A 24,655-nucleotide genomic window follows, 5' to 3' on the forward strand; every position below is an offset into this window, starting at 1 on the left:
GGTCTCCTCTCAGGCGTTGCGGCCGAAGGCGGCCAGACGCTCGGGGGTGCCGAGGTCCGGGGCCGAGGTGCGGATGTCGAAGGCACCGACGGGATGGCCCTGGCTGATCGCCCAGGGCATGAACTGCCGGTACAGGTCGGCTTCGCCGGGGTGGACCAGGCACCGGGCGTACTCCTCGAACAGGGTCCGGAACGGGGTGGGGGTGAGGATGACGGCACCGGTGCTGGTGGCCTGCCGCAGCCCGCCGCGGTTCCCGGGCGGCAAGGTGGCGTCAATGCCCTCCAAGGCGTGGACGACGTGCCGGCCGTCGGAGTCGAGGAAGAGCCGGCCCGCGTTCTGCGCGGAGCGGCCGGGCGCGGTGGTCACGGTCCAGGTCGCCGCCGCGGGACGGGAGCGGTGCTCGGCGACGGCCGGGGGCAGTAGGGGCGTGGGGAACAGGGTGTCGGCGGGCAGGACCACCGCGGCCGGGGCATCGGACAGGTGGGTCAGGGCGGCATAGGCGGCGCCGGCGGTGCCGAGCGGGTTCTGTTCGCGGTGAATCGTCAGCTCCACCTGCCGGGCGCAGGGGTGGGTGAGGGCGTAGGTCTCAACGGCTTCGGCCCCGGCGACGGGGTGGGTGCTGGTGAGCACGGCGATCCGGCGGAACCCGGCGACGGTGAGCTGGGCGAGCGCGTGGCCGAGCATCGGGGTGCGGCCGGCGTCGGTGTCGATCGGCACCAGCACCTTCGGCGTGCGGCGCAGCTCGGTGTCGGCCGCGTCCCGCAGCCGGCTGCCCTTTCCTCCGGCCAGGAGCAGTGCGACGGCGCGGGTGGGCAGGGACACGAGCGTGCTGCTGTAGTACGGGGCGGGGGTCTCGGTGGTGCTCCGTTCGGTCACGGGGTCCTCCCGGACGGCGGGTGGGTGGGCGTGGGGTGCCGGCCCGCCCGCTCCGGGATCACAGGAGGTTCAGTGCGTCCAGGGCGAGGTAGGCGGCGGCGGTGTCGGTCATCTCACCGCGGCGGAGCACACCGCGGCGGAGCTCCGCGAGGTCGAGTGTGACGACGTCGATGAACTCGGTGCGCTCGGGGGCGGGTTCGGCGACCCTGACGCACCCAGTGGCGTAGAAGGCGAAGCGGCGGGCGTTGGAGTAGGCGTCCAGCCAGTAGGGGCCTGCGGCGTGGACCTCGCCCTGGTAGCCGGTCTCCTCCAGCAGTTCCCTGGCGATGGCGTCCGGCGCTTCCTCGCCGGGTTCGAGGAAGCCGCCGGGCAGTTCGTAGAGCACCTGGTCCGGGCCGGGCCGGTACTGGCGGGCGAGGACTACCCGCTGGTCGGTGGTGAGGGCGAGTACCGCGCCGGCCGGACGCTCGTTCTTGAGGTAGAACTCCTCCTTCCGGCCGTCGGGCAGCTCGAACTCGACGCGGTCCACGGATCGTCCGAACTTGCTGAACACGGTGGTGCGTTCGATCTCGCGCCACGAAGCGCTGGTGGTGTCGGTCGTCATGGCCGGGACTGTACGGCCCCGTCCCCGGCACGGGTGGCCGTTTCCGCTGTCGCTTGTCGGCCGGTGCCTGGTGGCGGGTGGGGCACGTCCAGGAGACCACCGGATCGGGTGACGGCGGCAGGGCAGATCGGTAGGCAGTCCGTGGCCGCCTCGGTACGCTGATTTCTCTGCCTGGACCGGGGGTTGGGGGCGGGGCACCGTGGCGAACGTGCTGTTCAGACGCGCACGGCTTGCGCTGGGCCTGACACAGCGGCAGGTGGCGGAGCGAGTGCGGGCGCTGGTCGAGGCGGCCGCAGGGCGGGAATCGCCGTTTGACGCCGCCTACGTCTCGCGCATAGAACGTGGCCTCATCACCTGGCCGCACGGGCACTACCGGCAGGCCCTCTGCATCGTGCTGGGGGCGGGGACGGCGGCCGAGCTGGGCCTGATCGCCAAGCAGGTCCACCAACACGAGCCCGATGAGGTGAGTTCCTCGAACCGCCGAGACGTCCTGGCCGCCGCGCTGTCCGCCCTGCTGCCGTCCGCACCGCCTCTCTCGCGCCTGCGCATGGGTGACATCCGCGCCATCACCGAGCGCACCAGCGTCCTGGAGCACTGGGACCGGACCTCGGGAGGGCGGGCCGTGCGTGATTTCGCGCTGCGCGAGCTGCACACCGCGGTCGGGCTCACCGCGGCGTCGACCAGCCCGGCCGTACGCGGCGCGCTGCTCGGCGCGATCGCCCGCCTGGCGAACCTGACCGCGTGGTCCTCGTTCGACGCCGGTCTGTTCGACGAGGCCCACCCGCTGTTCCGGCTCGGCCTGACCGCCGGCCGCGAGCACGGCGGCACCGGGCTGCTGTGCCATCTGGCCACCAACGCGGCCCGTCAGGAGATCCACTTGCGCCGCCCCGAGCGGGCTCTGGAACTGGCCGGCCAGGTGGGCGGGCGTCTCCCTGCAGCGGCGCGGGCGATGCTCTCCGCCGTACGGGCCCAGGCCCACGCCCTGGCGGGCGACGAGCGGCAGGTGGCCCGCCATCTGGTCGCGGCCGAGCACGCCTACGACAAGGTCACCGACCTCGCCTCCGGCCCGGCCTGGACGCAGAGCATCACGGCGGCCAAGGTCGGCAGCGACAGTGGCTTCGCCCTCTACCTGCTGTCCGCCGCCACCGGCCGCGACAACCCCCGGGTCGTCGCCGATCTGCGCCGGGCTGCCGAGGCCGACACCGCCCAGGCCGCCCGGGTACGGGCGATGGCCACCGCCCGCCTGGCCACCGTGCTCTACCGTCAGGGCGAGCGCGCGGAAGCCGACCGGCACGCCGCCCGGGCCCACGACCTGGCGGCCACCATCGGCTCCGCCCGCCTGGCCACCGCGCTCACTGTCATGCACCACGCCGCCCTGCGGTAGGACTTCGGGAGCACAGGACCGGAAAGGCCGGAGGATCCGGCGCGAACGTCCCGGCCCGGCGCGAACTTCCGCGCCGGGCCGGGGTGGTGTGCGGGGTCGCGGTCGGGGTCAGGCGGCGCGCTCGCCGTGGAGGAGGACGGGCAGGGAGCGGTTGGCGAGGGCCTCGACGGCGCGGGCGGCCTGGGAGGGCGCCATGAAGTCCCGCAGGTCCTGGACGGCGACGAAGCGGGCGCCGAGCAGCCCGCTCCTGCGCCGCGAGGGGACCGTGATCCGGGTGCTGTCCGGCACGGTGCCGCCGTCGAAGACGAGGTTGAGGCGCTCCAGGTAGCGGTCGGCCGGGGTGTAGTCGACCGCGACGATGTGGCTGACGCGCACGATCAGGCCGGTCTCGGCGTGCAGGTGGCGGGCGGCCGCCCGGTGCGGGGGCTCGTTGGGGCGGGCGGAGCCGCCGGGCAGGATCATGCCGTCCAGGTAGTCCGGGTCGACGAGCAGGACGTCGCCGCGCTGGTTGCGGATCAGGACGAGGCAGCCGAGCCGGCAGACGGGGGGCTTGGCGAGCAGGCGGGGGTCTTGCATGGGGGTGGTCGTCGCTTTCGGTCGTCTTCAGTCGTCGAAGGTGAGGCGCTCGTAACGCAGGCCCTTGCGCAGCAGGTCGACCATGCGCAGGAGGTCGAGGGGACGGGCGGTGATCCGCAGGAGGTAGCTGCACGTCAGTCGACCGGTGTCCCAGTCGACTTCGAGGGTGGGGAGGGTGACGCCGCCGATCGCGAGGACGGTGGTGAGGTCGTCCAGGACGTCGGCGGCCTGGCGTCGCTGCTCGGCGGTCGCACGGGAGAGGGCGGACATCACCGCTCCCCGGGGCGCTTGTGGACCTCGAAGGTGCGCCAGGCGCTGTAGGCGTCGCCGAAGAAGACGAAGGCGGCCAGTTCGCCACCGGGCCGGCGCAGCCACTCGCCGGTCGTCTCGTTGCGGACCCGGTAGCGGTCGGCGGCGGTGTCCCAGCGGACGCCGTAGCCGGGCAGGAGGGGTGCTTGGTCGTGAGCCATGGGAAGGGAACCCTCTGCGATCGGAGTTTCACGTTCTGTGCACATCGTGGCGCACGAGCCTCTAGGATCAGAAGTGGCTTGCGACTTGCCATGAGGTCGCACGGGAGTTGAGGGCTGCCATGAACAAGAAGACCATTGACCCGGAGTCGAGCCCCTGGGCGCCGTTCGGAATCCAGCTCCGCGCATTTCGGGAGGCCAGGGACCTGCTCCAGGAGGAGCTGGCCCCGCTCATCGGGTGCTCCACCTCGCACCTCTCCTACATCGAACTTGCGCACCGGCCGCCGAGCCGCAAGCTCGCCGAGCTCTCCGACATCGCGCTCGACACGGGCGGCACCATGCTGCTGATGTGGTATCAGCTGAAGAACGCCGCGATCCTGGAGGGCTTTCCGGAGTACGCCCGGTACGAGCTCGTGGCGGAGCAGATCAGGATCCTGGAGATCAACGTCATCGCCGGACTTCTGCAGACCCGGGCGTATGCGACCGCGATCGAGATGAGTGCCGTCAGGCAAGGCACCGCGACCGAGAAGCTGGCCAAGGAGCGCATCGAGTTCAGACTTGCCCGCCAGACGATTATGGAGCGGGCTCATCCTCCACTCGTGCATGTGGTCTTGGACGAAAGCTGCCTCAGAAGGGTCGTTGGCGGGCGCGACGTCATGGTCGAGCAGTTGCTTCACCTTGAGAAGTTGGCCGAACGGCCCGAAGTGATCATTCAGATCGCACCGTACTCCCTCGGCGAGAACCGGCCGTTCACGCACATGGCCTACCTCCTTACCATGCCGAACCGCAAGGTTCTCGCTTATGGCGAGGTTGAACAGCGTGGATACATCGATCGTGATACCAAGTCAGTTGCCTCGCTGACCAAGAGCTACGATCGACTCACGGTCGAGGCCCATGGCCAGGCCGAATCGCTGGCTTTCATCCGTGCGGCAAGGAGGGACCTGGAGTGGATGTCGACCTGACGGAGGCTTCCTGGCGGAAGAGTTCGTACAGTGGCACAGGCGGCGGCGCATGCGTCGAGGTCGCCGACGGCTTCGCCGGCGTCATGCCCGTACGCGACTCCAAGGACCCCTCCGGCCCCGCCCTCCTCTTCCGCTCCTCCGCCTGGCAGGCCTTCGTCACCGCCGTCCGCACCGGCGAGTTCGACGTCCGCTGACCGCAGCGACCGGCCCCGCCGCCCCGTCCCCCGGGGCGGCGGGGCCGGCTGCTTTCCGCCAAATTGGTCTCTACCATTGCCCCGAATCCGGGATTCCGGAAGGCTCGCCGCCGAACGCCGGGAAGCGGACTCCGGCGTTCTCGTTCGAGGTGAGGAAGACACCGACATGGCTCTTCGCAAGGCGGTTTCCACCATGGCCCTGGCCGGACTCCTGACGGTCGCGGGCGGCCTGATGGCCTCCCCCGCCGCCCAGGCGTCCACCACCCGCACCACCGGTTACACCTACGTCGGCATGTACCCGAGCGGCGCCGCGTGCGAGGCCGCCGGCAAGGCGTACGTCGCCCGGGGCGAGGCCGTCTCCTACTTCTGTGACGTCGCGCCGAACACCGCCCGTCTCTCCGTCTGGTTCTTCTAGCCGGCCCCGGAGCGGGAAGTCGGCATGGCCGACTTCCCGCTCCTCCCCTACCCTGGTGGTCGGTTGGCGGCGCGGCCTCAGGAGGACACCCCGATGGACACCACCGGCATCACCACCTGACGCAAGAGTTCGTACAGCGGCACCGGTGGCGGCGCGTGCGTCGAGGTCGCCGACGGCATCCCCGGCCTCGCACCCGTCCGCGACTCCAAGGACCCCTCCGGCCCCGCCCTCCTCTTCCGCGCCCCCGCCTGGCAGGCCTTCGTCACCGCCGTCCGCACCGGCGAGTTCGACGCCCGCTGACCATCACGGCCGCCGCGCCTACGACTTCACCGCCGGCAGCACGTTGGCCGCGAAGTCCTGCGCCTCCTGGCCCAGCCGGTAGGAGTTGCCCGGCGGCGTGAAGTCGCACGCGATGTAGGTGTCGAACCAGAAGTCGCCGTCCGCCCGGGTACTCGCGGGGCGCAGGCCGCCCACCCGCGCGCAGCCGACCTTCGTCGTGGACTTCCACACCAGCTGGGTGAAGTTGCCGGCCTTCCTGGTGAAGCCGGGCTTGCCGAAGTCGTAGTGCTGGATCTCGCCGTACCAGACGTCCACCGACTCCTTGCAGGTGCGCGGGGTGTACGCGGCGTCGGAGTGGTCGCTGAGGTAGGCGCCCCAGTCGAGGAGTTCGCCGTACGCGGTGCCCAGGCCGTCATGGTTGAAGCCGCCGGGCTGGGACACCTTCTGCGCCCTCGCGCGGGCGTAGGTCACCAGCTCGGGGTCGACGGTGAGCGGGGGCGCCTGGTGCTTGGCGCGGGCGGCGTTGAGGGCGGTGAGGCACTCGTTCTGGAACGCGCTGTCGGCCTGTTCCGTGAACGCGCGCCGGGCCGCGCCGGCGGTCGGTCCGGCGGCCGTCGCGGGCTGCGCCGCCGTCATCGTCGCCATCGCCATCGCCGTGGCCAGGGTGGTGGCGGCCGCGGCCCGGGCGGTCCTGCGGATCGGGGGTGTCGTCACGGTGTTCTCCCTCTCGCGTTGATCTCGCTGCACCGATCAACGCGGCCGGGGGCCGCCGGGGCACGGACCCGCGGCGGCCCGTCGGCGGGCGCGGAGGCGGCGCGCCCCGCCCCGCCGGAGCACACCGCCGTCCCGGCCCTTCCACCTGAAGGGTTCCTCTCGCACGGGCAAGCCATGTGATGGATCATCACCGGATCAGGTGATCTTCTGCCCGGCTTCCTTGTGCCCTGATCACCCCGCGCGGTGTGCTGGCCGCACGGGTCGAGGGACGACCCCACCGAGGGGAGCCACACCATGAAGACTCCGGTCACCACCGACGTCAAGGTCAGGGACAAGTCCGCCTGGGTGCGCTGGCTGCCGAACGCCCTGCCGGCCGCGGGCTACATCACGCTCGACAACACCGCCGACAAGCGCTACGAGATCACCAAGATCAAGAGCCCGGACTACCAGCGCATCACGATCTACCAGACCGTCACCGACAGCGAGTCCTCGAAGATGGTGAAGCTCGACAAGGTCACCCTCTCCGCCAAGGGCGGGTTCGCCTTCGTGCCGGGCCAGTTCCACCTCATGCTGGAGAAGCCGACCCACCTGATCACCCCCGGCGACAACGCCCGCCTCATCTTCTTCCTCGACGACGGCACCGTCCTCAAGGTCAGGATCCCCGTCCGCACCTCCCCCGAGCTGTACTGACCCCGCCGCCCCCGCCCCCTGGAGATCCGGACATGACGACGTACCACCTCGACCTCGGCGACAACCGGGCCGAAGCACTCGACTCCGTCACCAAGCTCACCCTCGTCGGCAGCGACCTCGACCTCGACTCCCTCCTCACCACCGGCGTCAGGGCCCCCGTCCCGCTGTGGGGCGACGTGCTGCTCACCCGCGGCGACGACCGCCACCCGGCCACCACCGCCTGGGCCGAGGACGTCGAGAACACCGCCACCCACCAGGACGTCGTCCTGATCGCCGGCGACCCGGCCGACCCCTCCTCCCACCGCGTCCGCCTCGCCGACGCCTGGGCCAGCACCACCTACCACCTGGACGAGGACGACGACCCGGACGCCTTCGTCATCAGCTTCAAGGACATCAGCATCGAGAAGTAGCGGCACCGGAGCGGGACTTCGACCCCGCCGGCTTCCCACTCCTTCCCCGCGCGCAGGGGGCCGGTACGCTCCGGAGATGACCGACCACGGCATCGCCCAGCCCCTCTTCCGCCGCCAGGTCGTCCAGGCGGTCTCCGCGCTGGCCGATCCCGCGCTACCGCGCGAAGTGCGGCTCGATCCGGCCAGGTTCGAGGACCTCGACTACACCGTCTGCGTCCTGTTCGACGAGTTCTGCGACACCGACGAGCCCTTCCCCTGGCTCGGGCAGAGCCTGCGCACCGAGGAGGAGGTCGAGTTGATGGCCGCGCTCGGGGTCGCCTACACCGCCGTCCAGGACGCGCTCGGCCCCTGCGCCCCCGACGCCGCCCACCTCGACGCCCCCGGCTGGCCCGCCGTCGTCGCCGCGGCCGCCCGCCTCGCCCCGCTGCTCGCGGCCAACGACCTGGCGGCGTGAGCCCCACCGCACACGCGTGAGCGGGACGCCGGCCGGGCCGGCGTCCCGCTTCCCGCTTCCCGCTGTCGGGGCCGTCGGCGCCGTCAGCGCTGTCGGGTCCGTCGGGTCCGGTAGCGCCACCGGCGTCGTTCGGGCGTGAACCGGCGGGCCCGGGCGAGGAACGGCAGGGCCGCCACGGCCACGGCCGCGACCACGACCGTCGCCCACGGCCAGCCGGCCAGGCACCCCGCCCCCAGCACCCCGAGGACGACGCTCATCACCAGGACGGTCCCCAGCGACGCCGAACCGGCCTCGGGGTCGTCGCCGGCCGGGCCGACACCGCCGCCCACGAGGCGGCTCCCGGCGATGGCGAGGCGGGCGTTGCGGGCGTGGACGCGGGCGGTGGCCGGGCAGCAGCCCAGCTGTTCGGCGATCTCGCCGTAGTCCCACCCCATCACGTAGCGCAGGTAGGCCACCTGCCGCCGGCGCCGCTGCGGCATGCCCCGGATGACGGCGGTGACCTCCCGGGCGGCGGCGAAGTCCTCGGCGCCGGCGGCCGGTACGGCCGGGCTCCAGCGGACGGCCCCCAGCTCGGCGTGCCCGGCCGGGTCCCCGTGTGCCCGGCGCATCGCCCCCGGGACGCACCCGGCCACGCGGCGCCAAGCCACGGTGCGGAGCCAGGCCCGGGGGATCCTGACGGTGTCCCAGACCCGCAGGGCCTCCTCGAAGGTGTCCTGGACGATGGCCTCGGCGTCGGCGTCCCGCTCGGACAGTCCCAGCGCGGCGGCCCGCGCGCGCACCGAGCGCACGAGCCCGCCGTAGTACAGGCCGTACGCCGTCTCGAAGGGCATCGCCGGCGCGGCTCCGCACGCGCCGCAGGGCTCACCGCTCACCGTTCACCGCCCGCCGGCCCGTTCCCCGCGCGGTTCCCCGCACCGTTCCCCGTCTGCCGGGCGCAGCGGGCCCGGGTCCGGGTCTGGGCCTGGGTCTGAGCCCGGGTCAGGTCGGCGCGGGCGCGCAGCAGCAGGCTCCGGGCGAGGGCGTCGGCGACTTTCAGTACCGCGGGGGTGGTTCCGAGCAGGAGCAGGGTCACGGGATCCATCATGGCGGCGTACCTTCCGGTGCATCCCGCCCTCGGCGGCTCCCGGTCCGGGGCGCCTGGGCGGCTGACCGGAAGTGGCGTGCGGGGGCGGGGGCGTTTACCGCGCGGACCATGATCTTTTCACCGCCGTCGGCCGGGCACGGCGGGCGGCGGGCGGCCGACCGGGGAACTCTTCGGCGTCCGGGGGTGGTTCGGCCGTCGGGCCTCGATGTCTACAGCTGTATACTTCCGGGGTCGGCGGGCACTTCGCGAAGCACGCCCACCAGAGGGGAGACACCGGATGGACCTCGAACTGACCGGAAAACGCGCACTCGTCACGGGTTCGAGCGCGGGGCTCGGCCGAGCCATGGCGAAACTGCTGGCGGCGGAGGGGGCCGCGGTCGTCGTCCACGGCCGCGACGGGGAACGCGCCGAAGGCGTCGCACGGGAGATCCGCGAGGCGGGCGGAACGGCGCACGCGGTGGTCGGCGACCTCGCCGACGACAGCGGCGCCGAACACGTCGCACGCGCCGCCACGGCGCACGGGCCCGTCGACATCCTCGTCAACAACGCCGGCTTCTACCGGCACCTGTCCTGGGCCGAGGCCACCCCCGACGAGTGGCGCGACACCTACAACGTCAACGTCGTCTCGGGCGTGCGGATGATCCGGCACCTGGTCCCCGCCATGCGCGAACGCGGCTGGGGACGCGTCGTCACCATCGGCGGCGGACTCGCCTCCCAGCCCACCGACGCCCTCCCCCAGTACAACGCCACCCTCGCCGCCCGGCACAACCTCGCCGTCTCGCTCGCCCGCGAACTCAAGGGCACCGGCGTCACCTCCAACGTCGTCTCCCCCGGGGCGATACTCGTCGACGCCACCCGGGAACTCATCACCGGCATCGGACCCGGCCACGGCTGGGGCGACACCTGGGAGGAGATCCGGCCCAACGCCGTACGGGCGATCGCCCCCAACGACCAGGAGCGCTTCGGCGAACCCGAGGAGATCGCCGCCGCCGTCGCCTACCTGTGCGGCCCCCACGCCCAGTACGTCAGCGGCGCCACCATCCGCGTCGACGGCGGGCTCGTCCGCTCCGCGTTCTGAGTCTCCGCGCCCGGTGGCCGGCGACGAGTTCAGCACCCAGTGGAGACCCGCAGGAGAGACCCAGCCCACCGCCCTACGGCCTTCCCCCGCCCACGTCGCCGGCGGGCCCGCGAGCGGGCGCGCGGAAGGGGCGTCTGTGGGCCTTGGAGGATCAGGGCGCGGCGTCGGGGTGCACGCATCGCGAGGCGGGGACGGGGACACCTCCCGGCCGAAGGCTCGGGGGCGTCGCGCACCCGGTGGAGACCCGCAGGAGACGCCCTGAGCGCCCGTGGCCCGGCGGGAGTCACCCGAGGTCGGCGCCGTCCGTGCCGGTGACGAGCGGGTCGAGCATGTCGGCGAGGAGGGCGGCCAGGCGCTCGTCGTCGGCGCTCGCGAGTGCGGTGGTGGCGACGACGCTGCGCAGCAGCCAGGTCCCGGCGACCAGGGCGAGGGCGAGTTGGGCGCGCAGTTCGGCGTCCGGGCCGTCGAGCAGTGCGGTCAGGCGGGCGCCGACGTGGGTCTCCACGCCCTGGCGCAGGACGGTGGCCGCCTCCGGGTCGGGGGCCGAGCGCAGCAGCAGGAGGAAGGGGTCGAGTCGCTCGGCTCCGGCGGCGGTGCGTTCGGCGAGGCTGCGGGCCAGGGTGCGGGCCAGGGCGGCGGGTTCGTCGCCGACGACGGTGGGCGGGGCGAAGGCGCGGTCGACGGCCTGGGTGAACAGGCCCTCCTTGGAACCGAAGTAGCGGTTGATCATCATCGCCGTGACGCCCGCCCGCTCGGCGATCTGCCGCACCCCGGCCGCGGCGTAACCGTGCTCGGTGAACTCCACGACGGCGGCGGCGAGGATCGCCTCGCGGGTCGCGGCGCCGTCGCGCTTGCGGGTGGGGGGTGCGGTGCTGCTCATGCCAGGAGCATACGGGGCCGGTCGCGGTGCGCCCGGCGGGCCGTCAGGCGTCCGGAGCCGGGGCGCGGCGGTCGCCGCCGGCCTCCGGGGCGTCGACGGGGCCGCGGCCGGAGAAGCGGAAGGTGAGGACGAGTTCGCCGGCGGACGTGGTGGCCGGGCGGCCGGGCGGCCGACCGGAAGTGGTGTGCGGGGGCCGGGGGCGTCTACCGCGCGAACCGTGATCCTTTCGTCGTCGGCCGGGCCCGGCGGGGTCGTTGCGAGTGGGAAGTCGGCCGGGCCGACTTCCCACTCCTCCCCTGCTGCCTTCCGTGCGGCCTTGTGCGGCAGGGCACGGCGGGCGGCGGTCCCCGGCGGCCGGGGGCGGTGGCGAGCAGGGCCTCGCCGGGGTGCTGCGCGAGGTCGGTCGGCGGCGTCGGGCAGGGCGGCGACCTTCGGCCCGGGGACAGGGCGCGCAGGCGCGGGTGGGCGCGGGCCGCCTCGACGGGTTCCCGCAGCGCGGCGGTGCGCTCGTTCGCGGCGTGCTCGCGCGGTTGGCGCCGGCGCACGGGGATGGCGTCGCCGCGTTCGTGGGCTTCGGCCGGTTCCCAGGTGCGCGGGAAGGGGTGGCGGGCGAGGAGTTCGGCGATGCGGGCGCCGGGCGGCTGCCGGGTGTCCATGGCGCGGGCCGCCTCGGCGAGGTCGTCGGTGCTGCCGGTGGCCGTGTGGATGCCGTCGGCCCAGTAGCTGACGGTGAAGCCTCGCCCCCCGGCGCCGTGCGGACCTGCGCCGGCCGGTCCCCCGGCCGCCTGTGCCTGCGGGGCTTCGGGGCGGTGGGCCGCGTACGGGCGCGGGGCGTCGTCCGGCTGGGCGCCGGGGGGTGCGTTCGGACATGCGGTCGAGCCTGGCAGGTCGGCCGGGTTGGCTCATCTCCCCTTGTTGACGGTCGAGTTGTGCGCCGTCGGTGATTCGCCCTAGCGTGCCGTCGACTCCGCGCGCGCCGGTGGCCCTGGCCGGGCCGGGCCGCCCGGACGGGTCACTGGGAGCAGGGGAAGGTGTCAGCCGGGTGTCGAACGTCGGATGGGCCGCGACGGCCGTTGCCGTCATGGAGGAGAAGGCGGGCCTGCTCAGGCGCGCCCTTGCCCAGGTGTCCGTGGTGAGCCGCGAGGTCACGAGGCTGTTGAAGGACGCGGACGAAGTCCGTCGGGCGTACCGGCGCCTGGTCGGTGACAAGCCGTCGCGGTGACGCGGTGACGCGGTGACGCGCGGGGCGGCCGGGTCAGGCCCCGGTGGTGGCCGGCGGCAGGCCGAACAGCGGCAGGCAGGGTGTCAGCCCGTCGACGGTGACGGGCGCGGTGCGGTGGTCCTGCCAGCGGTGCCGGGTCAGGCGCAGGCGGCGTTCGGTGACGGGGCGGCCGCGCACGGCGTGGCGGGTGGTGCCGTCGGGTTCGTAGCCGTGCTTGCGGGAGACGGCGTAGGAGGACGGGTTGTCCTCGAACGCGCCCGATCTGGCCTCGGCGGCGTCCAGGCCGGCGAAGGCGAGGTGCAGGACGGCGGCGCGCATCTCGGTGCCGATGCCCTGGTTCTGGTGGGCGGTTCCGAGCCAGGAGCCGGTGGTGACCTGCCGCAGGACGGCGAAGTGGCGGGCGGAGAGGGTCTGCAGGCCGACGACGCGGCCCTCGTGGAGGACGGCGAGGTTCAGGGCCCAGTCGTCGGGGGTCCAGGTGCCCAGGCGCAGCCAGTGGTGCTGGACGACGGAGCGGGCACGGTCGGCGGGCGGCAGGTCGGTCCACGGCACGATGAACGGCATGCGGTCCGGTTCGTGGACGCCTCGGGCGGCGAGGTCGGCCAGGGCGGCGAGGTCGCCGTCGGCGGGCAGGCGCAGTTCGAGGCGGGGTGTGTGCAGGCGCAGGCCCAGCAGCGGCCAGTGGTCGGTCAGCATGCGTCATTGTCGGTGGTGGTGGCGGCTCCGGTCATCCGGTTTCCGCGCCGGGGACCGCGCCCGCCCATCGGCCCGCCCGCCTGGCGTCACGCGCGTGGGAAGTCGGCCGGGCCGACTTCCCACGCCGCGCGCCCTGCCCCAGCGTGACGCGCCGCGCCCGTCCTACTCGACGACCTCGGCCTTCGTGATGACCACGTCGTCCTTGGGGACGTCCTGGTGGCCGGACTTAGAGCCGGTGGGTACGGCCTTGATGGCGTCGACGACGTCCCGGCCCTCGACGACCTCACCGAAGACGGCGTAGCCCCAGCCCTGGGCGTTCTTGCCGCTGTGGTTGAGGAAGGCGTTGTCGGCGACGTTGATGAAGAACTGGGCGGTGGCCGAGTGCGGGTCGCCGGTGCGGGCCATCGCCACCGAGTACTTGGTGTTCTTCAGGCCGTTGTCGGCCTCGTTCTGAATGGAGGCGCGGGTCTTCTTCTGCTTCATGCCGGGCTCCAGTCCGCCGCCCTGGACCATGAAGTTGTCGATGACCCGGTGGAAGACCGTCCCGTCGTAGAAGCCGTCGCGGACGTACTGGAGGAAGTTCTCCACCGTCGCCGGGGCCTTGTCCGCGGCGAGGCGCAGGACGATGTCGCCGTGGTTGGTGCTCAGCTTGACCTTCGACATGATGACCTCACTGTCTGCATGGTGATGACTACGGAATGCTCATGAGGCATTGTGACAGGAGGGGTTGCCGGGCACGGTCGAGGCGCTCAGTTGGCGAGGCTGAAGTCGCCGCCGACGGGGGCGGCGAGCTTGTCGATGCCGGTGAGCGCGGTGAGGGTGGGCACCGGGGTGCTGCTGTCGGTGGTGGTGCCGTCACCGAGCTGGCCGGAGCCGTTGCTGCCCCAGGAGTGCACGGTGCTGGTGCCGGACAGGGCCACGGTGTGTTCGCGGCCGGCGGCCACCAGGCGCACACCGGTCAGGCCGGGGACGGTGACGGGCAGGACGCGGAAGACGGTGGTGCCGTCGCCGAGCTGGCCGGCGGTGTTCTGCCCCCAGGCCTTGAGGCGGTGGTCGCCGTCGACCACCGCCATGCTGTGGTTGCAGCCGGCCGCGATCTGGGTGACACCGCCGGTCCAGGTCGCCTGGGTGGTGACCGGGGTGTAGCGGTTGATGGTGGTGTTGTCGCCGAGCTGGCCGGTGGCGTTGTAGCCCCAGGCCTTCACGGCGGCGCCGGCGCCCGGCGCGCCGACCAGGACGAGGTTGTGGCCGGCGCCGGCGGCGATCCGGCTCACGCCGCTCAGGCCGATGACCGGCGCGGGGATGCCGCGGCTGGTCGAAGTGCCGTCGCCCAGCTGGCCGTTGCCGTTGTAGCCCCAGGCCCACACGGTGCCGTCCTCGCGCAGCGCCAGGCTGTGGTGCAGACCGGCGGCGACGGCGACGACCCCGGCCAGGCCCTCGACCCGCGCCGGGACGGCGCTGTCGGCGGCGGTGCCGTTGCCGAGCTGGCCGTGGTCGTTGCGGCCCCAGGCCCACACGGTGCCGTCGGCGAGCAGGGCGAGGCTGTGCGCGCCGCCGGCGGCGACGTCGGTGGCGGCGGCGGTGAGGCCGGTGACCTGCCCGGGCGCGTTGTGGCTGAACACCGTGCCGTCGCCCAGCTGACCGGAGCCGTTGACGCCCCAGGACCGCACCGTACGGTCGGTCAGCAGGGCCAGTCCGTGGCCGGTGGCGGCGCCGAACCCGCCGGCGGCGATCTTCACCACCTCGGCGCTGGTGAGCCCGAGCACGGCGGTGGCCGTGGTGCGGAGGTCGGCCCAGGTGCCGTCCCCGAGCTGGCCGGAGCGGTTGTTGCCCCAGGACTTCAGGCGCTTCTCTGCCATGCGACGATGCCTCTTTACTGATACGACAATAAGTCAAATCGTCGATACGTCAGGCGGGTTGACGATTCCACGATCATGGACCGACGCTACCCACGCACCCGCCACGGCACGGGGAACGGCAACGTCGGCCACTCGATCGGGTGATGACGGCCCCGGCGGCGCCCGGGCGGGCCCCGTACGAGTCCTGCGGGCTCACCGGGCGGGCCCACCGCCCGGGATCCCTGCCCGGGCTCGCCGCGCGGGATCCCTGCCCGGGTTCACCGGGCGGGCTCACCGCGCGGCGCGGAAGGCCCGGCGGTAGGCGCCGGGGGTGGTGCCGGTGCGGGCACGGAAGCGGCGGCGCAGGTTGACGGCGGAGACCAGGCCCACCCGCACGGCGATCGCCTCGACGGGCAGGTCGGTGTCCTCCAGCAGGGTGCGGGCGGCCGCCAGCCGGCGGGACAGCAGCCAGGCGCCCGGGCTGGTGCCGAGCCGCTCGGCGAAGCGCCGGGCCAGGGTGCGCGGCACGTACCGTCGACGGCCGGCGGCTGCACGCTGTTCGTGTTCTACCCGCGGGGATAGGGCCGTGGTGGCGCACACCCCGCGGCTCGGAGTGCCGGACGACCCGGGGCGCGGGATTCGACGGCGCGGGATTCGCGGGGCGCCGGGGGCCCTACCCCGCGCCGAAGTGGCGCTTGGTGTCGGCGATGAGCGTCCGCAGGAACCCCGTGCCGGGCAGGTCGGTCAGCGCGGCGGGGCGGCGCAGCAGCGCGCTCGGCTCGTAGGCGAAGGTCCAGGTGAAGCGGGTGCCGCCGGCGGGGTGGGGTTCGACGAGGTAGTCCTCGCCGAAGCGCCGGTACAGCGGCAGGCTGGCCCGGGTGACGCAGAAGGCGTGGCGCCGGCCCTCCTCCCGCTCCTCCCAGTGCACGAACTCCTCGCGCAGCCGCAGGATCCGCAGTGCCGTGACCTCCCGGGTGGTGCCGACGCCGTGCGGGGCGGGCGAGGTGTAGCGGCCGCCGGCCAGGCCTCGGCACCAGGGCAGCGGGGTGGGCCCGGCCAGGCCCTCCCACACGCTCGCGGGCGCGACGGGCAGGTCCATCGTGAAGCGGTGGCGGTGCGGGGCGGTGTCGAAGAAGGACGCGTCGAAGCGCTCCAGCGCGAACCGGGGCATCGGGGGCCTCCTCGTGCGGCGGGTGCGGGGGGTGCGGTGCGGGTGCGGGAAACGGCCCCCGAGCGTAGCGGGCGCGGGCCGTCAGGCCGGGTGGTGGGGGGTCAGGCGGTGGGCCAGGCCCGGGTAGTCGGCGACCAGGCCGTCCGCGTCCAGCCGCAGGTCCGCCCGGTAGTCGCCGGCGGCGTAGCGGACGGTGGCGCCGCCGTCCTCGTGGCGGTGCAGGTGGGTGTAGGTCTGGCTGGAGGGCACGACGACCAGATCGGGCACGCGGATCCAGGCCATCAGGAAGTGGTGCTCGCCCGGGCCGCGGTGCAGGGCGTGGCGCAGGACGGGCGGGGTGTTGGTGAGCGGGGACAGGCCGAGGTCGCAGTCGAGGGCGCCGTCGAGGTCGGGGCGCGGGGTGCCGTCGACGCTCCAGCGGCCGGTGGCCTCGTCGCGGCGCAGGTCGAGGGTGCGGGTTGTGTCGGGGGTGTGGGCGGTGACGTGCATGCGGCGGGTGGTGAAGCCGTCGCCGGTGTCGAGCCGGTAGTCGAGCCAGTACGGGGCGGGTTCGGCGGCGGCCACGCGGCCGCGGGCGGTGAGGGCGGTGGGGCCGAGGTCGATCCAGGAGGTCTCCAGGCCGGCCGTCTCGGTGACCCGCCAGGTGGGGACGACGGTGCGGGCGGCGTCAGCGTCGGCGGCGGTGCACGCGGCGTCGGCGGTCCGGTCGGTGCGGTTGTTCATTCGTGCACGGTACGCCCGAGGTCCGACAACGGCCCCGACGGGCCGTCAACGCGGGGCGTTCCTTCGTACGGGTGAGGGCGGGGGCGGGGCGTGCCACGTGGTGGGGCGCGGAGGGGGTCGGAGCAGGCGCGCGGCGCGTCCCGGGCTCTCCATAATCGCGTGGGTGATCACATCCTGTGACGAAGCGGTGGCCCGGTTGCGGGCCGTACCCGGGCTGTCGTTCTGCGCCCGCCCCCTGTTCCTGCTGCCCCTGCTGCGCACCGGCTGTCTGTCCGCGGTGCTGAGCGTGGAGGGCGCGGACGCGGGCTGGGCGGGCGAGTTCGGGGCCGGCTTCCACGCGCTGGAGCCGGTGAGCGGGGTGCGCGACCACACCTCGCTGGGCGACGGCGTGCACGAGGTGCTGCGCCGGATCGCCGCCGCCGAAGCCGCCGGGGCCGCCGACGGCGCGGCGGGCGGCTGGCGGGGCCGGGAGCTGGCGCTGCTGCCCTACACGGCGATGAAACCCGAGTGGCGCACCGCACTCGCCGCGCTCGGCGCCCGCCTGGAGGAGCCGCCGACCCGCCTGGCCCTGCCGGTGCTGGGCGACAAGCGGGCCCAGCGCGCGTGGCTGCGGTCGGTGGGCGCCGCGACCCCGCCCGACGCGGTGGTCCCGGCGCTGGACCACCGGGAGCTGCGCCGGCGCTTCGGCGACCGCTACGTGGTGCAGGAGCCGCGCGGCTCCAGCGGCCGGGGCACCCACCTGGTCACCGAGGAGGGCGACCTGCGGGAGATCCGCCGGGCGGGCCGCGGGCCCTGGCTGGTGAGCGGCTACGTCGAGGGCGCGGCCCTGAACCTGCACGTCCTGGTGTCGGCGGACAGCGCCGTACGGGTGCTGCGCCCGTCCGTCCAGCTGACCCGCGTCGAGGGCATCGGCGCGCCCTTCGGCACCTACTCCGGCTGCGACTTCGCGGCCCCGGCCCTGCTGGCGCCGCTCGCCCTGGCCCGGGCCGGGTCCGCGGCGCGGCGCATCGGCGAGGCGCTGGCGGCGCTGGGCTACCGGGGCCTGTTCGGCGCCGACTTCGTCCTGGACGGCGAGCACCCGCTGCTGCTGGAGCTCAACTGCCGCATGCAGGGCTCGACCTGGCTGCTGGGCGAACTCGAACTGGCCGAGCACGCGCTGCCGTCCGCGCTGCGCCACGTCCTGGAGCTGTACGGCCACGCCACCGGCGGCGAGGCGCGCACCGACCCGGCCGGGGCCGTGCAGCTGGTGGTGCGGCACACCGGCGGCCCGGTGCGGGTGACGGCCGCGCCCGGCGGCGGGCTGCACCGGCTCAAGGACGGGCTGCTGCGGTACTGCGGCGCCGGGTTCGGCCTGCTGGAATGCGGCCCGGACGACTGCGTGCTCCTGCAACTCCCCTCCCCCGGAACGGTGTTGCTCCCGGGCGTGCCGCTGGCCCGGATCGTCGCCCGGCACTGCCTGACCACCCCGGACGGCACCGCGCTCACCGCCTCCGGGCGCCGGCTGGTGGACGCCCTGCGCGCGGGCTTCACCCTCGAACCCCTCGACCCCCTCGAAGACCCCCTCGAAGGACCCGCCGACGGCCCTCTCGCCCCCCACGGCGCGCCGTGCTGAGCCCGCCCGTGACGCTGTACGTCCGCCCCGCGGTGCCCGCCGACCTGCCCCGGCTGGCCGCCCTGCGCGCGGAGGCCGCCGCCTGGATCGCCCTGGAGCACGGCTCCGCCCAGTGGTCGTCCCCGTACGACTCCGAGCGCGGCCTGGCACTGATCGCCCGCGGCGCGACCGCCGTCGCCGCGCTGGCGCCCAGCGGCGAGGCCGTCGCCACCGTGACCCTGCGCCCCGCCGGCAGCCCCCGCCTGTGGACCGAGGAGGAACTCGCCCGGCCCGCCCGCTACTTGAGCTCCTTCACGGTGGACCGCCGGTACGCCGGGCACGGCATCGGCGCCCGCCTGGGCGACTGGGCCGCCTGGCGGGCCGCCCGCTCGGGCGCCGCCCTGCTGCGGGTGAACGTGTGGAGCGACAACACCGCCCTGCACGCCTACTACCGCGCGCAGGGCTGGCGTTGGGTGCGCACGGTGCCCGGCAGCCGCAGCGGCGCCCTGTTCGAACGCGCCGCACGGGCGGCGGCGCCACCCCACGTCCACGAGGCGGGCCGCCTGCGCGCGTAGGACGAGGCGACGGCGCGCGCCGTGCCGTGGCGGGCTCCCGGGACGGGGCCCGCCGCGGACGGGCCGGACCCGGTCGGGCCCGACGGCGGAGCCCGGGTCCCGGACCTCGGGCCCGGCGGCCTGCCGGTGGACGGCCATCGCACCCCCGACGCCGCCACGCTCCCCACCAGCTCCGGCGAACCGCCGTACGGCGTCGCCCGGGACCCCGGCCGCCGCACAGGCGCGCGGTCGTCCGCAGCGGTCCGCTCCGGCCGCGCGGAAGGTGTTGTCCCTCAGCTGACCCAGACGCCGTCCGGCGACAGCCGGCGGGCGAGCCGCCGGCCCTTGGGGCTGACCGGTGTCGACCACGACACGTCCTCGACACCGGCGTTCTTCGCCGGGCCGGCGGTCGGCCGGCACCGGAGGTCGTCGGGAAGGGACGCCCATCATGCCGCTTCCGCAAGGCAGTTGTGGCGCCCCTTGACAAGCGGGACCGGCGGCCACCCGACCGTGACGGGCGGCTCGGGCCGGGATGCCGACACCTCCCGGGACCGGCTCCGGCGGCTCGCTCCCCGCCGAGGTGGCGGAGCGGCCGGCCGGCTTCCTCTTGTGCCGTGTGTAACAGGATCCTTGGGCCGGTTAACGCTGCGGCTCCCTGATGACTCCTGATGGTGGAAGTGTCGAACGGTATCGAGGAGTACATGTGGACCCTGTCACAGGTTCGGTCGCAACGGCGTTGCTGGGACTGCTGGGGGCCCTGGCCACCCTCCTGGGACAGGTGCGGCGGTCACGGCAGCGGGATCTGCCTCCCCCGCCCCCGCCACCCGCGGTCGTGGTCGTCCTGGCGTTCCGCCGCGATGCCGACGGGATCGGCTCGGTACGAGCGGTGCAGCAGGATGAACGGGGTCGCGGCGCACATGAGTGAGATCGGTCCGGACGGGGAGGCTGCCTCGGCGGCCTCCCTCGGGCACCTTTCGGCTTCCGGGAGCGGGAGTGAGACGAGTTCCCGGAACGGGGAATTCGACTATTTCTACCGGACGTTCATGATCAGGCTGGTCGCGTTCCTGATGTGGCAGGGCGCACCGGCCGCTCTGGCTTCGGACTTGGCCCAGGACACGATGCTCAAGGCATACGAACGGTGGGACCGAATCCAGTCGCCGGAGGCGTGGAGCAGAAGAGTGGCCTCGCGCGAGCTGGTGCGGGCCTTCAGTCAGGTCGAGGAGAGCATCGGCGAACTCGCTCTCGAGCCGACGTCCTTGCTGCCGGCGCCGGATGAAGCCGCTGAATGGGAGGACACGCAGGAGATCCTTCACCTGCTGCGCGACCTCCCGGCCCGCCAGCGGCAGGTTCTCGCCTGGACGCTGGACGGCTACAAGCCGGCGGAGATCGCGGCCGAGCTGGGACTGAAGGCCGCGGCGGTCCGGGCCAGTTTATTCAAAGCACGACTGGCCGTTTCCAGCAAGATGAGGGATCGAGAGGGGGACTGATGGACGATCGTTTTGTTCCGGGAGCGCGTACCCGGAAATTCTCGGGCCGGCTGACAGACATGCAGGCGCAGTTCCTGGAAGGGCTTGGTGGTCACCTGGACGTGGAGGCCGGCCTGCGCGAGGTGATGCTGTCCGCCAACCACCGGGACCTGGTCGAGGGTCTGAACGAGGTGTTGGACATCGAGGCCGGACTGGCGTCCATCACGTCCCGGAACAGCGCCAGGACGGAGTTCGAGGAGACGGCCGCGCCCCTCTACGACGTCGGCCGGCTGCACCAGCGCTTCGAGCTGCTCGGCCCTGAGCGCCGGCTCGAACTGCGCGAGCATCCCCTGGTCACAGCGGCCATCCTGGCCGATCTCCTGATCCGGACGGTCACGCTGGCCCAGGATCTCACCGACGGCCTCGGCTTCGGCCGCTATCACGGCATGCCCCTGAAAAGGGCTGCTTTCGCGGCGCAGGGAATCGCGGAAGGAATCGCCCAGGGGCTGGACGGGCGGGCCGCTCTGGCCTGGGGACTACGGGACATGGCTCACGAGATCGTGGCTCTGCTCGAACCCCACTATCCGGCGATCGACCAGGCGAGCAGGGTCGGAAGGGTTCTCGTCCGGGAAATGGTCTCGACGATCGACCAGCGCGTGCGGAGTGCGGATCATCCGGCGATCGCGGAGTTCCTCCGGGCCTGCCAGGTGTTCACGTACGCGGTACGCGGTGGCGATCTGATCCGCGCCGTCCAGGAAGTGGAGTACCTCGCCCGGGCGCTGGCCTCCCGGGTCGGAGAACTTTTCGGGCTCGGCGAACCCGAGGCTCTCGACCTGGAATTCCTCTCCGAGATCCTGGACGACTTCACCACCGCGGACCTGAGCACCGCCGACCTCACGCACGTCGACCTCGCGGGAGTGCGCTGGTCCGAGCTGCGCACGCGGTGGCCGACCGAAGTCAGCATCGACCGGCTCCGGGAGGACTCGCGAGAAACGCTGCCCGGCTCCGGGGTCTACATCATCCGACCGGGAACCGGAACGCGGGACGTGACCAGGGTCTGACCTCCCGCCACCGCTGTGCCCGCCGACCTGCCCCGGCCGGCCGCCCTGCGCGCGGAGGCCACCGCGCGGGCCACGGCCGGTCCGTGGCCCCGGCGTCGGCCCCAACTTCGGCCCCGGCTTCGGCCCCGGCGTCGGTCCCGGCCCCTCCGGTGCGTCGCCCGGGCTTCCCTGCGCGGTGGGGCCGTCGCCTAGAGTGGGGGCTTCTTGCGGACGGGACCGGGTGACGGCACGAGCGGGGAGGGGGACCGAGTGGAGCGACGCGTGCGTCGGGCCGCGGCGGCCGCGCTGTCCTGCGCGTTCCTCGCGGTCTGGGCCGTCTGCCAGGTCCTCCTCGGCACGGTGACGGGCACGGCGCCAGGCACGGCGCCAGGCGCCGCCCCGGCCGCCCTCGCCGCCCCGGCCGCCCTCGCCGCACCGGCGGCCGGACGGCCCGGCCCGGCGGGCGCGGAGGTCCGGCGGGCCGCGGAGCGTCCCCGGGTCGACGCCGTCCAGCGGCGGACGGTCGCCGCCGAGCCCGGCGTGCGGCTGCCCGCGCTGCCGCCGGCCGCGCTCCCGGCCACCGGGACGGACGTCCCCCCGCCGCAACCCGGACTGTACGCCGCGGGGCCGCGCCAGGAGCGGGCGCCGCCGGCCGGCCGCTACGATCCCCGCCACACCCGCGGTCCCCCCTCCACCCGGTCCAGCTGACGTTCCACCGCGCCCGCCGACCCGGGTGCCGCGGCCTGCCCGCGGCCCGGGCGGGAGGGCTCCGGCCACCGCGCCCGGAGCGTTCCCGGCGGCGCGCCGTCCCCTCGCGTCCGCCCGTCCCGGGTGCGGCGTCCCGCCGTGGACGCCCGGCTCCCGCGGACCGCCCGTGGAGTACCCAATGTCTTCTCGCCGTGCCGTGTTCTGGCGCGCGCTCGTCGCGCTCGCCGTCGTCGGTGTCTCGCTCTGCATCGCCCTGACCACCCCGCCGCGCCTCGGTCTCGATCTGCGCGGCGGCACCCGGATCGTCCTGGAGACCCAGGACTCGCCCACCGTGCGCGCCGACGCGGACGCCACCGACCGGGCGCTGGAGGTGCTGCGCCGCCGGGTCGACGGCCTCGGTGTCGCCGAGGCCTCGCTCGCCCGCGCCGGGGAGCGGCGCATCGTCGTCGAGCTCCCCGGTGTGCAGGACCCCCGTGAGGCCGCCGGGGTCATCGGCCGCACCGCCCAGCTCACCTTCCACCCCGTCACCGCGACGGCCGACGGCCCGGCCCGGCCCCCGGCGGCGGACGGCTCCCTGGTCCTGGCCGACCCCGCCCTGCCCGGCGGCCACCTGCGGCTGGGTCCGCCGGCGCTGAGCGGGGACGGCGTCAAGGACGCCTCGGCCGTCCTCGACACCCGGACGGGCCTGGGCTGGAGCATCGACCTGTCCTTCCGCGGCTCGGCCGGCGACGCCTGGGCCCGGCTCACCGGGGCGGCGGCGTGCGCCGCGCCGGGCGATCCGGCCCGCCGGGTCGCCATCGTGCTCGACGACCGGGTCCTGTCCGCCCCCGGTGTGCAGGACAGCGTGCCCTGCGGGCAGGGGATCACCGGCGGTTCGACGCAGATCACCGGCGGTTTCTCGGCCGACGAGGCCCGCGACCTCGCCGCCCTGGTCAAGGGCGGCGCCCTGCCCGTACCGGTGACGGTGATCGAGCAGAGCACGGTCGGCCCCACCCTGGGCGCCGAGGCGATCCGGGCCAGCGCCCTGGCCGCGGCCGTCGGCCTGCTGTGCACCGCGGCGTTCATCATCGCGGTGTACCGCCTGCTCGGGGTGCTGGCCACCGTCGCGCTCGTCCTGTACGGGCTGATCTCGTACGCCGCCGTGGTGGCGCTCGGCGCGACGCTCACCCTGCCGGGGCTGGCGGGCTTCGTGCTCGCCGTCGGCATGGCGGTGGACGCCAACGTGCTGGTCTTCGAACGGGCCAGGGAGGAGTACGCCGCCTCCCGGGTGCCCGGCCGGGGCCGGGAGCGCGACCTGCGGCGCCCGCTGCGCGTCGGGTTCGCGAAGGCGTGGAGCGCGGTGGCCGACTCCAATGTGACGACGCTGCTCGCCGCCGGGCTGCTCTTCGTGTTCGCCACCGGCCCGGTCAAGGGTTTCGGGGTGACGCTGTCGATCGGCGTGCTGGCCTCGATGTTCTCGGCCATGCTGATCACCCGGCTGCTCGCCGAGTGGGCGGTGCGCCGGCCCGCCGTCGCCCGGCGCCCCGCCCTGACCGGCATGGCCGGCGTCGGGCGGCTGCGGACCCGGCTGACCCGGCGGCCGCCCCGGCTGATGCGCCACCGGCGGCGCTGGCTGGGCGCCTGCGCCGGGCTGCTGCTGCTCGCCCTGGCCGGGATCGGCGGGCGCGGCCTGGACTTCGGCGTGGAGTTCACCGGCGGCCGGGTCGCGCAGTACACCGCCGCGCAGCGGGTCGACGCGGACGCCGCCCGTACGGCGGTGGTCGGCGCCGGGTTCCCGCAGGCCGTGGTGCAGACCACCGGCGACACCGGCGTGTCCGTGCGCACCAAGGAGACCGGTGACGACGAGCAGCAGCGCATCCGGGCGGCGCTCACCGGCGTCGCGGGCGAACTGTCCGTGGAACGCGACGAGTTGATCGGCCCGATCCTGGGCAGCGAGCTGCGCGGCTACGCGCTGGCCGCGCTCGGGCTGGCGGTCGCCGCCCAGCTGCTCTACCTCACGGTCCGCTTCCGGTGGACCTTCGCGGCGGCCGCGGTGGTCGCGATGACGCAGGACCTGCTGCTCGTCCTCGGCCTCTTCGCCTGGCTGGGCAGGCCGGTGGACAGCGTCTTCCTCGCCGCGCTGCTCACCATCGTCGGGTACTCCGTCAACGACACGGTGGTGGTCCTGGACCGGCTGCGCGAGCTGCGCCGCACCGGGACGAAGGCGAGCTGGGCGGACCTCGCGGACCGGGCCGTGGCGCAGACCCTCCCCCGGACGGTGAACACCGGCATGGGGGCGCTGTTCGTGCTGCTGGCCCTGGCGTTCCTCGGCGGCGACTCGCTCGCCGACTTCTCGGTGGCGCTGCTGGCCGGGGTCCTGCTGGGCACGGCGTCGACGGTGTTCACCGCGATGCCGGTGGTCGTGCTGCTCCAGGGGCGTTCCCCGGAGCAGCCGCGCGAGCCCGGACGGGCCCGGGAGGCCCGGGCGCCGCACGCGGCGGGCCCGGCGCGGGGGCGCGACCACAACGGGGCGGTGGTCTGAGCGGCCCCGCCCGCCGCGTGACAAACCCCGCCCGGCGCCCGGCTCCGGGCGCCGGGCG

30 protein-coding genes and 2 pseudogenes are annotated in these 24,655 nt (G+C 74.2%); 16 read left to right on the forward strand and 16 right to left on the reverse strand.

Features of this window, described 5'->3' with window-relative positions:
* Positions 1-9 precede the first annotated feature (9 nt).
* Together ACWD4P_RS18155 and ACWD4P_RS18160 are read right to left on the reverse strand one after the other, a co-directional pair.
* Positions 10-876, reverse strand: coding sequence for a sugar phosphate nucleotidyltransferase (locus ACWD4P_RS18155; RefSeq protein WP_449780223.1), 867 nt, complete (start codon positions 874-876; stop codon positions 10-12).
* 58 nt (positions 877-934) lie between these two features.
* Positions 935-1,480 (reverse strand): NUDIX hydrolase, encoded by a 546-nt coding sequence (locus ACWD4P_RS18160; protein WP_359818141.1) that lies wholly within the window; start codon positions 1,478-1,480, stop codon positions 935-937.
* 256 nt (positions 1,481-1,736) lie between these two features.
* Here ACWD4P_RS18160 and ACWD4P_RS18165 point away from each other — a divergent pair, with 256 nt between their 5' ends.
* Positions 1,737-2,864 carry a hypothetical protein gene (locus tag ACWD4P_RS18165; RefSeq protein WP_449780224.1) on the forward strand — a complete coding sequence of 376 codons (1,128 nt, stop codon included), beginning with the start codon at positions 1,737-1,739 and terminating at the stop codon, positions 2,862-2,864.
* Between the two features lie 108 nt (positions 2,865-2,972).
* Here the strand turns inward: ACWD4P_RS18165 and ACWD4P_RS18170 are convergent, their stop codons facing one another.
* Genes ACWD4P_RS18170 through ACWD4P_RS18180 form a run of 3 tightly spaced genes read right to left on the reverse strand, consistent with a single transcriptional unit; the run spans position 2,973 to position 3,910 of the window.
* On the reverse strand, positions 2,973-3,440 hold the full coding sequence (locus ACWD4P_RS18170; protein WP_359818136.1) for an NUDIX hydrolase: 468 nt from the start codon (positions 3,438-3,440) through the stop codon (positions 2,973-2,975).
* A gap of 27 nt (positions 3,441-3,467) precedes the next feature.
* Entirely contained in the window at positions 3,468-3,710 is a 243-nt protein-coding gene (locus ACWD4P_RS18175) for a hypothetical protein (protein ID WP_449780225.1), read from the reverse strand.
* Entirely contained in the window at positions 3,710-3,910 is a 201-nt protein-coding gene (locus tag ACWD4P_RS18180) for a hypothetical protein (protein WP_359818131.1), read from the reverse strand. The genes ACWD4P_RS18175 and ACWD4P_RS18180 overlap by 1 nt, the downstream gene beginning before the upstream one ends.
* A gap of 119 nt (positions 3,911-4,029) precedes the next feature.
* Between ACWD4P_RS18180 and ACWD4P_RS18185 the strand changes: the two genes are divergently transcribed.
* From ACWD4P_RS18185 to ACWD4P_RS18200, 4 genes and pseudogenes are all read left to right on the forward strand, one after another.
* A complete protein-coding gene (locus ACWD4P_RS18185; RefSeq protein WP_449780226.1) occupies positions 4,030-4,869 on the forward strand; it encodes a helix-turn-helix domain-containing protein in 840 nt (279 codons plus the stop codon).
* The gene (locus ACWD4P_RS18190; protein ID WP_449780227.1) at positions 4,854-5,063 is read left to right on the forward strand and encodes a DUF397 domain-containing protein; all 210 of its coding nucleotides are present in this window, start codon (positions 4,854-4,856) and stop codon (positions 5,061-5,063) included. The genes ACWD4P_RS18185 and ACWD4P_RS18190 overlap by 16 nt, the downstream gene beginning before the upstream one ends.
* Positions 5,064-5,229: 166 nt before the next feature.
* On the forward strand, positions 5,230-5,478 hold the full coding sequence (locus ACWD4P_RS18195) for a hypothetical protein (protein ID WP_359818124.1): 249 nt from the start codon (positions 5,230-5,232) through the stop codon (positions 5,476-5,478).
* A 132-nt stretch (positions 5,479-5,610) separates the two neighbouring features.
* A pseudogene (locus ACWD4P_RS18200) lies at positions 5,611-5,778 on the forward strand (DUF397 domain-containing protein); the annotation flags it as partial.
* A gap of 18 nt (positions 5,779-5,796) precedes the next feature.
* Here the strand turns inward: ACWD4P_RS18200 and ACWD4P_RS18205 are convergent.
* Positions 5,797-6,471: a CAP family protein gene (locus ACWD4P_RS18205; RefSeq protein ID WP_449780228.1), complete on the reverse strand. Its 675-nt coding sequence runs from the start codon at positions 6,469-6,471 to the stop codon at positions 5,797-5,799.
* A gap of 294 nt (positions 6,472-6,765) precedes the next feature.
* On the opposite strand from ACWD4P_RS18205, the gene ACWD4P_RS18210 reads away from it, so the two are divergent.
* From ACWD4P_RS18210 to ACWD4P_RS18220, 3 genes are all read left to right on the forward strand, one after another.
* A complete protein-coding gene (locus ACWD4P_RS18210; protein ID WP_449780229.1) occupies positions 6,766-7,161 on the forward strand; it encodes a copper chaperone PCu(A)C in 396 nt (131 codons plus the stop codon).
* Positions 7,162-7,193: 32 nt separating this feature from the next.
* On the forward strand, positions 7,194-7,571 hold the full coding sequence (locus tag ACWD4P_RS18215) for a hypothetical protein (protein ID WP_359818114.1): 378 nt from the start codon (positions 7,194-7,196) through the stop codon (positions 7,569-7,571).
* Between the two features lie 76 nt (positions 7,572-7,647).
* On the forward strand, positions 7,648-8,025 hold the full coding sequence (locus tag ACWD4P_RS18220) for an SCO4402 family protein (RefSeq protein WP_449780230.1): 378 nt from the start codon (positions 7,648-7,650) through the stop codon (positions 8,023-8,025).
* An 83-nt stretch (positions 8,026-8,108) separates the two neighbouring features.
* On the opposite strand, the gene ACWD4P_RS18225 is transcribed toward ACWD4P_RS18220, so the two are convergent.
* Entirely contained in the window at positions 8,109-8,855 is a 747-nt protein-coding gene (locus ACWD4P_RS18225) for an RNA polymerase sigma factor (protein WP_449780231.1), read from the reverse strand.
* A gap of 38 nt (positions 8,856-8,893) precedes the next feature.
* Positions 8,894-9,109 (reverse strand): hypothetical protein, encoded by a 216-nt coding sequence (locus tag ACWD4P_RS18230; RefSeq protein WP_449780232.1) that lies wholly within the window; start codon positions 9,107-9,109, stop codon positions 8,894-8,896.
* A gap of 277 nt (positions 9,110-9,386) precedes the next feature.
* Between ACWD4P_RS18230 and ACWD4P_RS18235 the strand changes: the two genes are divergently transcribed.
* On the forward strand, positions 9,387-10,187 hold the full coding sequence (locus tag ACWD4P_RS18235) for an SDR family NAD(P)-dependent oxidoreductase (RefSeq protein WP_449780233.1): 801 nt from the start codon (positions 9,387-9,389) through the stop codon (positions 10,185-10,187).
* A 283-nt stretch (positions 10,188-10,470) separates the two neighbouring features.
* Here ACWD4P_RS18235 and ACWD4P_RS18240 read toward each other — a convergent pair whose 3' ends face one another.
* Positions 10,471-11,067, reverse strand: coding sequence for a TetR/AcrR family transcriptional regulator (locus ACWD4P_RS18240; RefSeq protein ID WP_359818101.1), 597 nt, complete (start codon positions 11,065-11,067; stop codon positions 10,471-10,473).
* A gap of 1,042 nt (positions 11,068-12,109) precedes the next feature.
* Between ACWD4P_RS18240 and ACWD4P_RS18245 the strand changes: the two genes are divergently transcribed.
* Complete coding sequence (locus ACWD4P_RS18245; RefSeq protein WP_359818095.1) at positions 12,110-12,289, forward strand: hypothetical protein; 180 nt, start codon at positions 12,110-12,112, stop codon at positions 12,287-12,289.
* A 33-nt stretch (positions 12,290-12,322) separates the two neighbouring features.
* Here ACWD4P_RS18245 and ACWD4P_RS18250 read toward each other — a convergent pair whose 3' ends face one another.
* From ACWD4P_RS18250 to ACWD4P_RS18275, 6 genes and pseudogenes are all read right to left on the reverse strand, one after another.
* Positions 12,323-12,985, reverse strand: coding sequence for a GNAT family N-acetyltransferase (locus ACWD4P_RS18250; RefSeq protein ID WP_449780234.1), 663 nt, complete (start codon positions 12,983-12,985; stop codon positions 12,323-12,325).
* Positions 12,986-13,147: 162 nt separating this feature from the next.
* Entirely contained in the window at positions 13,148-13,648 is a 501-nt protein-coding gene (locus ACWD4P_RS18255) for a peptidylprolyl isomerase (RefSeq protein ID WP_449780235.1), read from the reverse strand.
* A gap of 86 nt (positions 13,649-13,734) precedes the next feature.
* Positions 13,735-14,844: an RCC1 domain-containing protein gene (locus ACWD4P_RS18260; protein WP_359818087.1), complete on the reverse strand. Its 1,110-nt coding sequence runs from the start codon at positions 14,842-14,844 to the stop codon at positions 13,735-13,737.
* A 270-nt stretch (positions 14,845-15,114) separates the two neighbouring features.
* Positions 15,115-15,348, reverse strand: a pseudogene (locus ACWD4P_RS18265) (helix-turn-helix domain-containing protein); the annotation flags it as partial.
* 148 nt (positions 15,349-15,496) lie between these two features.
* Positions 15,497-15,994: an SRPBCC family protein gene (locus tag ACWD4P_RS18270; protein ID WP_449780236.1), complete on the reverse strand. Its 498-nt coding sequence runs from the start codon at positions 15,992-15,994 to the stop codon at positions 15,497-15,499.
* 81 nt (positions 15,995-16,075) lie between these two features.
* Positions 16,076-16,717: a putative glycolipid-binding domain-containing protein gene (locus ACWD4P_RS18275; RefSeq protein ID WP_449780237.1), complete on the reverse strand. Its 642-nt coding sequence runs from the start codon at positions 16,715-16,717 to the stop codon at positions 16,076-16,078.
* 163 nt (positions 16,718-16,880) lie between these two features.
* Between ACWD4P_RS18275 and ACWD4P_RS18280 the strand changes: the two genes are divergently transcribed.
* Together ACWD4P_RS18280 and ACWD4P_RS18285 are read left to right on the forward strand one after the other, a co-directional pair.
* Positions 16,881-18,329, forward strand: coding sequence for an ATP-grasp domain-containing protein (locus ACWD4P_RS18280; RefSeq protein WP_449780238.1), 1,449 nt, complete (start codon positions 16,881-16,883; stop codon positions 18,327-18,329).
* A gap of 8 nt (positions 18,330-18,337) precedes the next feature.
* On the forward strand, positions 18,338-18,883 hold the full coding sequence (locus ACWD4P_RS18285; RefSeq protein WP_359818079.1) for a GNAT family N-acetyltransferase: 546 nt from the start codon (positions 18,338-18,340) through the stop codon (positions 18,881-18,883).
* A 766-nt stretch (positions 18,884-19,649) separates the two neighbouring features.
* On the opposite strand, the gene ACWD4P_RS18290 is transcribed toward ACWD4P_RS18285, so the two are convergent.
* Positions 19,650-19,781, reverse strand: coding sequence for a hypothetical protein (locus ACWD4P_RS18290; RefSeq protein ID WP_449780239.1), 132 nt, complete (start codon positions 19,779-19,781; stop codon positions 19,650-19,652).
* Here ACWD4P_RS18290 and ACWD4P_RS18295 point away from each other — a divergent pair.
* From ACWD4P_RS18295 to secD, 4 genes are all read left to right on the forward strand, one after another.
* A complete protein-coding gene (locus ACWD4P_RS18295; RefSeq protein WP_449780240.1) occupies positions 19,780-20,349 on the forward strand; it encodes an RNA polymerase sigma factor in 570 nt (189 codons plus the stop codon). The genes ACWD4P_RS18290 and ACWD4P_RS18295 overlap by 2 nt on opposite strands.
* Positions 20,349-21,389: a hypothetical protein gene (locus ACWD4P_RS18300; protein ID WP_359818074.1), complete on the forward strand. Its 1,041-nt coding sequence runs from the start codon at positions 20,349-20,351 to the stop codon at positions 21,387-21,389. Before ACWD4P_RS18295 ends, ACWD4P_RS18300 begins: the two co-directional genes overlap by 1 nt.
* A 261-nt stretch (positions 21,390-21,650) precedes the next feature.
* Complete coding sequence (locus tag ACWD4P_RS18305) at positions 21,651-22,076, forward strand: hypothetical protein (RefSeq protein WP_449780241.1); 426 nt, start codon at positions 21,651-21,653, stop codon at positions 22,074-22,076.
* 178 nt (positions 22,077-22,254) lie between these two features.
* Entirely contained in the window at positions 22,255-24,597 is a 2,343-nt protein-coding gene (gene secD / locus ACWD4P_RS18310; protein ID WP_449780242.1) for a protein translocase subunit SecD, read from the forward strand.
* Positions 24,598-24,655 lie beyond the last annotated feature (58 nt).

The sequence above is a fragment of the Kitasatospora sp. NPDC002543 genome, from assembly GCF_053594915.1.

Bases quoted from the DNA above. Each gene is read 5' to 3' on its own strand.
- secD (WP_449780242.1), top strand. From the start codon at position 22,255: ATGTCTTCTCGCCGTGCCGTGTTCTGGCGCGCGCTCGTCGCGCTCGCC.
- ACWD4P_RS18250 (WP_449780234.1), bottom strand. From the start codon at position 12,985: ATGCTGACCGACCACTGGCCGCTGCTGGGCCTGCGCCTGCACACACCC.
- ACWD4P_RS18295 (WP_449780240.1), top strand. From the start codon at position 19,780: ATGAGTGAGATCGGTCCGGACGGGGAGGCTGCCTCGGCGGCCTCCCTC.
- ACWD4P_RS18260 (WP_359818087.1), bottom strand. From the start codon at position 14,844: ATGGCAGAGAAGCGCCTGAAGTCCTGGGGCAACAACCGCTCCGGCCAG.
- ACWD4P_RS18255 (WP_449780235.1), bottom strand. From the start codon at position 13,648: ATGTCGAAGGTCAAGCTGAGCACCAACCACGGCGACATCGTCCTGCGC.
- ACWD4P_RS18235 (WP_449780233.1), top strand. From the start codon at position 9,387: ATGGACCTCGAACTGACCGGAAAACGCGCACTCGTCACGGGTTCGAGC.
- ACWD4P_RS18170 (WP_359818136.1), bottom strand. From the start codon at position 3,440: ATGCAAGACCCCCGCCTGCTCGCCAAGCCCCCCGTCTGCCGGCTCGGC.
- ACWD4P_RS18275 (WP_449780237.1), bottom strand. From the start codon at position 16,717: ATGAACAACCGCACCGACCGGACCGCCGACGCCGCGTGCACCGCCGCC.
- ACWD4P_RS18290 (WP_449780239.1), bottom strand. From the start codon at position 19,781: ATGTGCGCCGCGACCCCGTTCATCCTGCTGCACCGCTCGTACCGAGCC.
- ACWD4P_RS18180 (WP_359818131.1), bottom strand. From the start codon at position 3,910: ATGGCTCACGACCAAGCACCCCTCCTGCCCGGCTACGGCGTCCGCTGG.
- ACWD4P_RS18225 (WP_449780231.1), bottom strand. From the start codon at position 8,855: ATGCCCTTCGAGACGGCGTACGGCCTGTACTACGGCGGGCTCGTGCGC.
- ACWD4P_RS18220 (WP_449780230.1), top strand. From the start codon at position 7,648: ATGACCGACCACGGCATCGCCCAGCCCCTCTTCCGCCGCCAGGTCGTC.
- ACWD4P_RS18240 (WP_359818101.1), bottom strand. From the start codon at position 11,067: ATGAGCAGCACCGCACCCCCCACCCGCAAGCGCGACGGCGCCGCGACC.
- ACWD4P_RS18300 (WP_359818074.1), top strand. From the start codon at position 20,349: ATGGACGATCGTTTTGTTCCGGGAGCGCGTACCCGGAAATTCTCGGGC.
- ACWD4P_RS18215 (WP_359818114.1), top strand. From the start codon at position 7,194: ATGACGACGTACCACCTCGACCTCGGCGACAACCGGGCCGAAGCACTC.
- ACWD4P_RS18230 (WP_449780232.1), bottom strand. From the start codon at position 9,109: ATGATGGATCCCGTGACCCTGCTCCTGCTCGGAACCACCCCCGCGGTA.
- ACWD4P_RS18175 (WP_449780225.1), bottom strand. From the start codon at position 3,710: ATGTCCGCCCTCTCCCGTGCGACCGCCGAGCAGCGACGCCAGGCCGCC.
- ACWD4P_RS18210 (WP_449780229.1), top strand. From the start codon at position 6,766: ATGAAGACTCCGGTCACCACCGACGTCAAGGTCAGGGACAAGTCCGCC.
- ACWD4P_RS18160 (WP_359818141.1), bottom strand. From the start codon at position 1,480: ATGACGACCGACACCACCAGCGCTTCGTGGCGCGAGATCGAACGCACC.
- ACWD4P_RS18270 (WP_449780236.1), bottom strand. From the start codon at position 15,994: ATGCCCCGGTTCGCGCTGGAGCGCTTCGACGCGTCCTTCTTCGACACC.
- ACWD4P_RS18185 (WP_449780226.1), top strand. From the start codon at position 4,030: ATGAACAAGAAGACCATTGACCCGGAGTCGAGCCCCTGGGCGCCGTTC.
- ACWD4P_RS18195 (WP_359818124.1), top strand. From the start codon at position 5,230: ATGGCTCTTCGCAAGGCGGTTTCCACCATGGCCCTGGCCGGACTCCTG.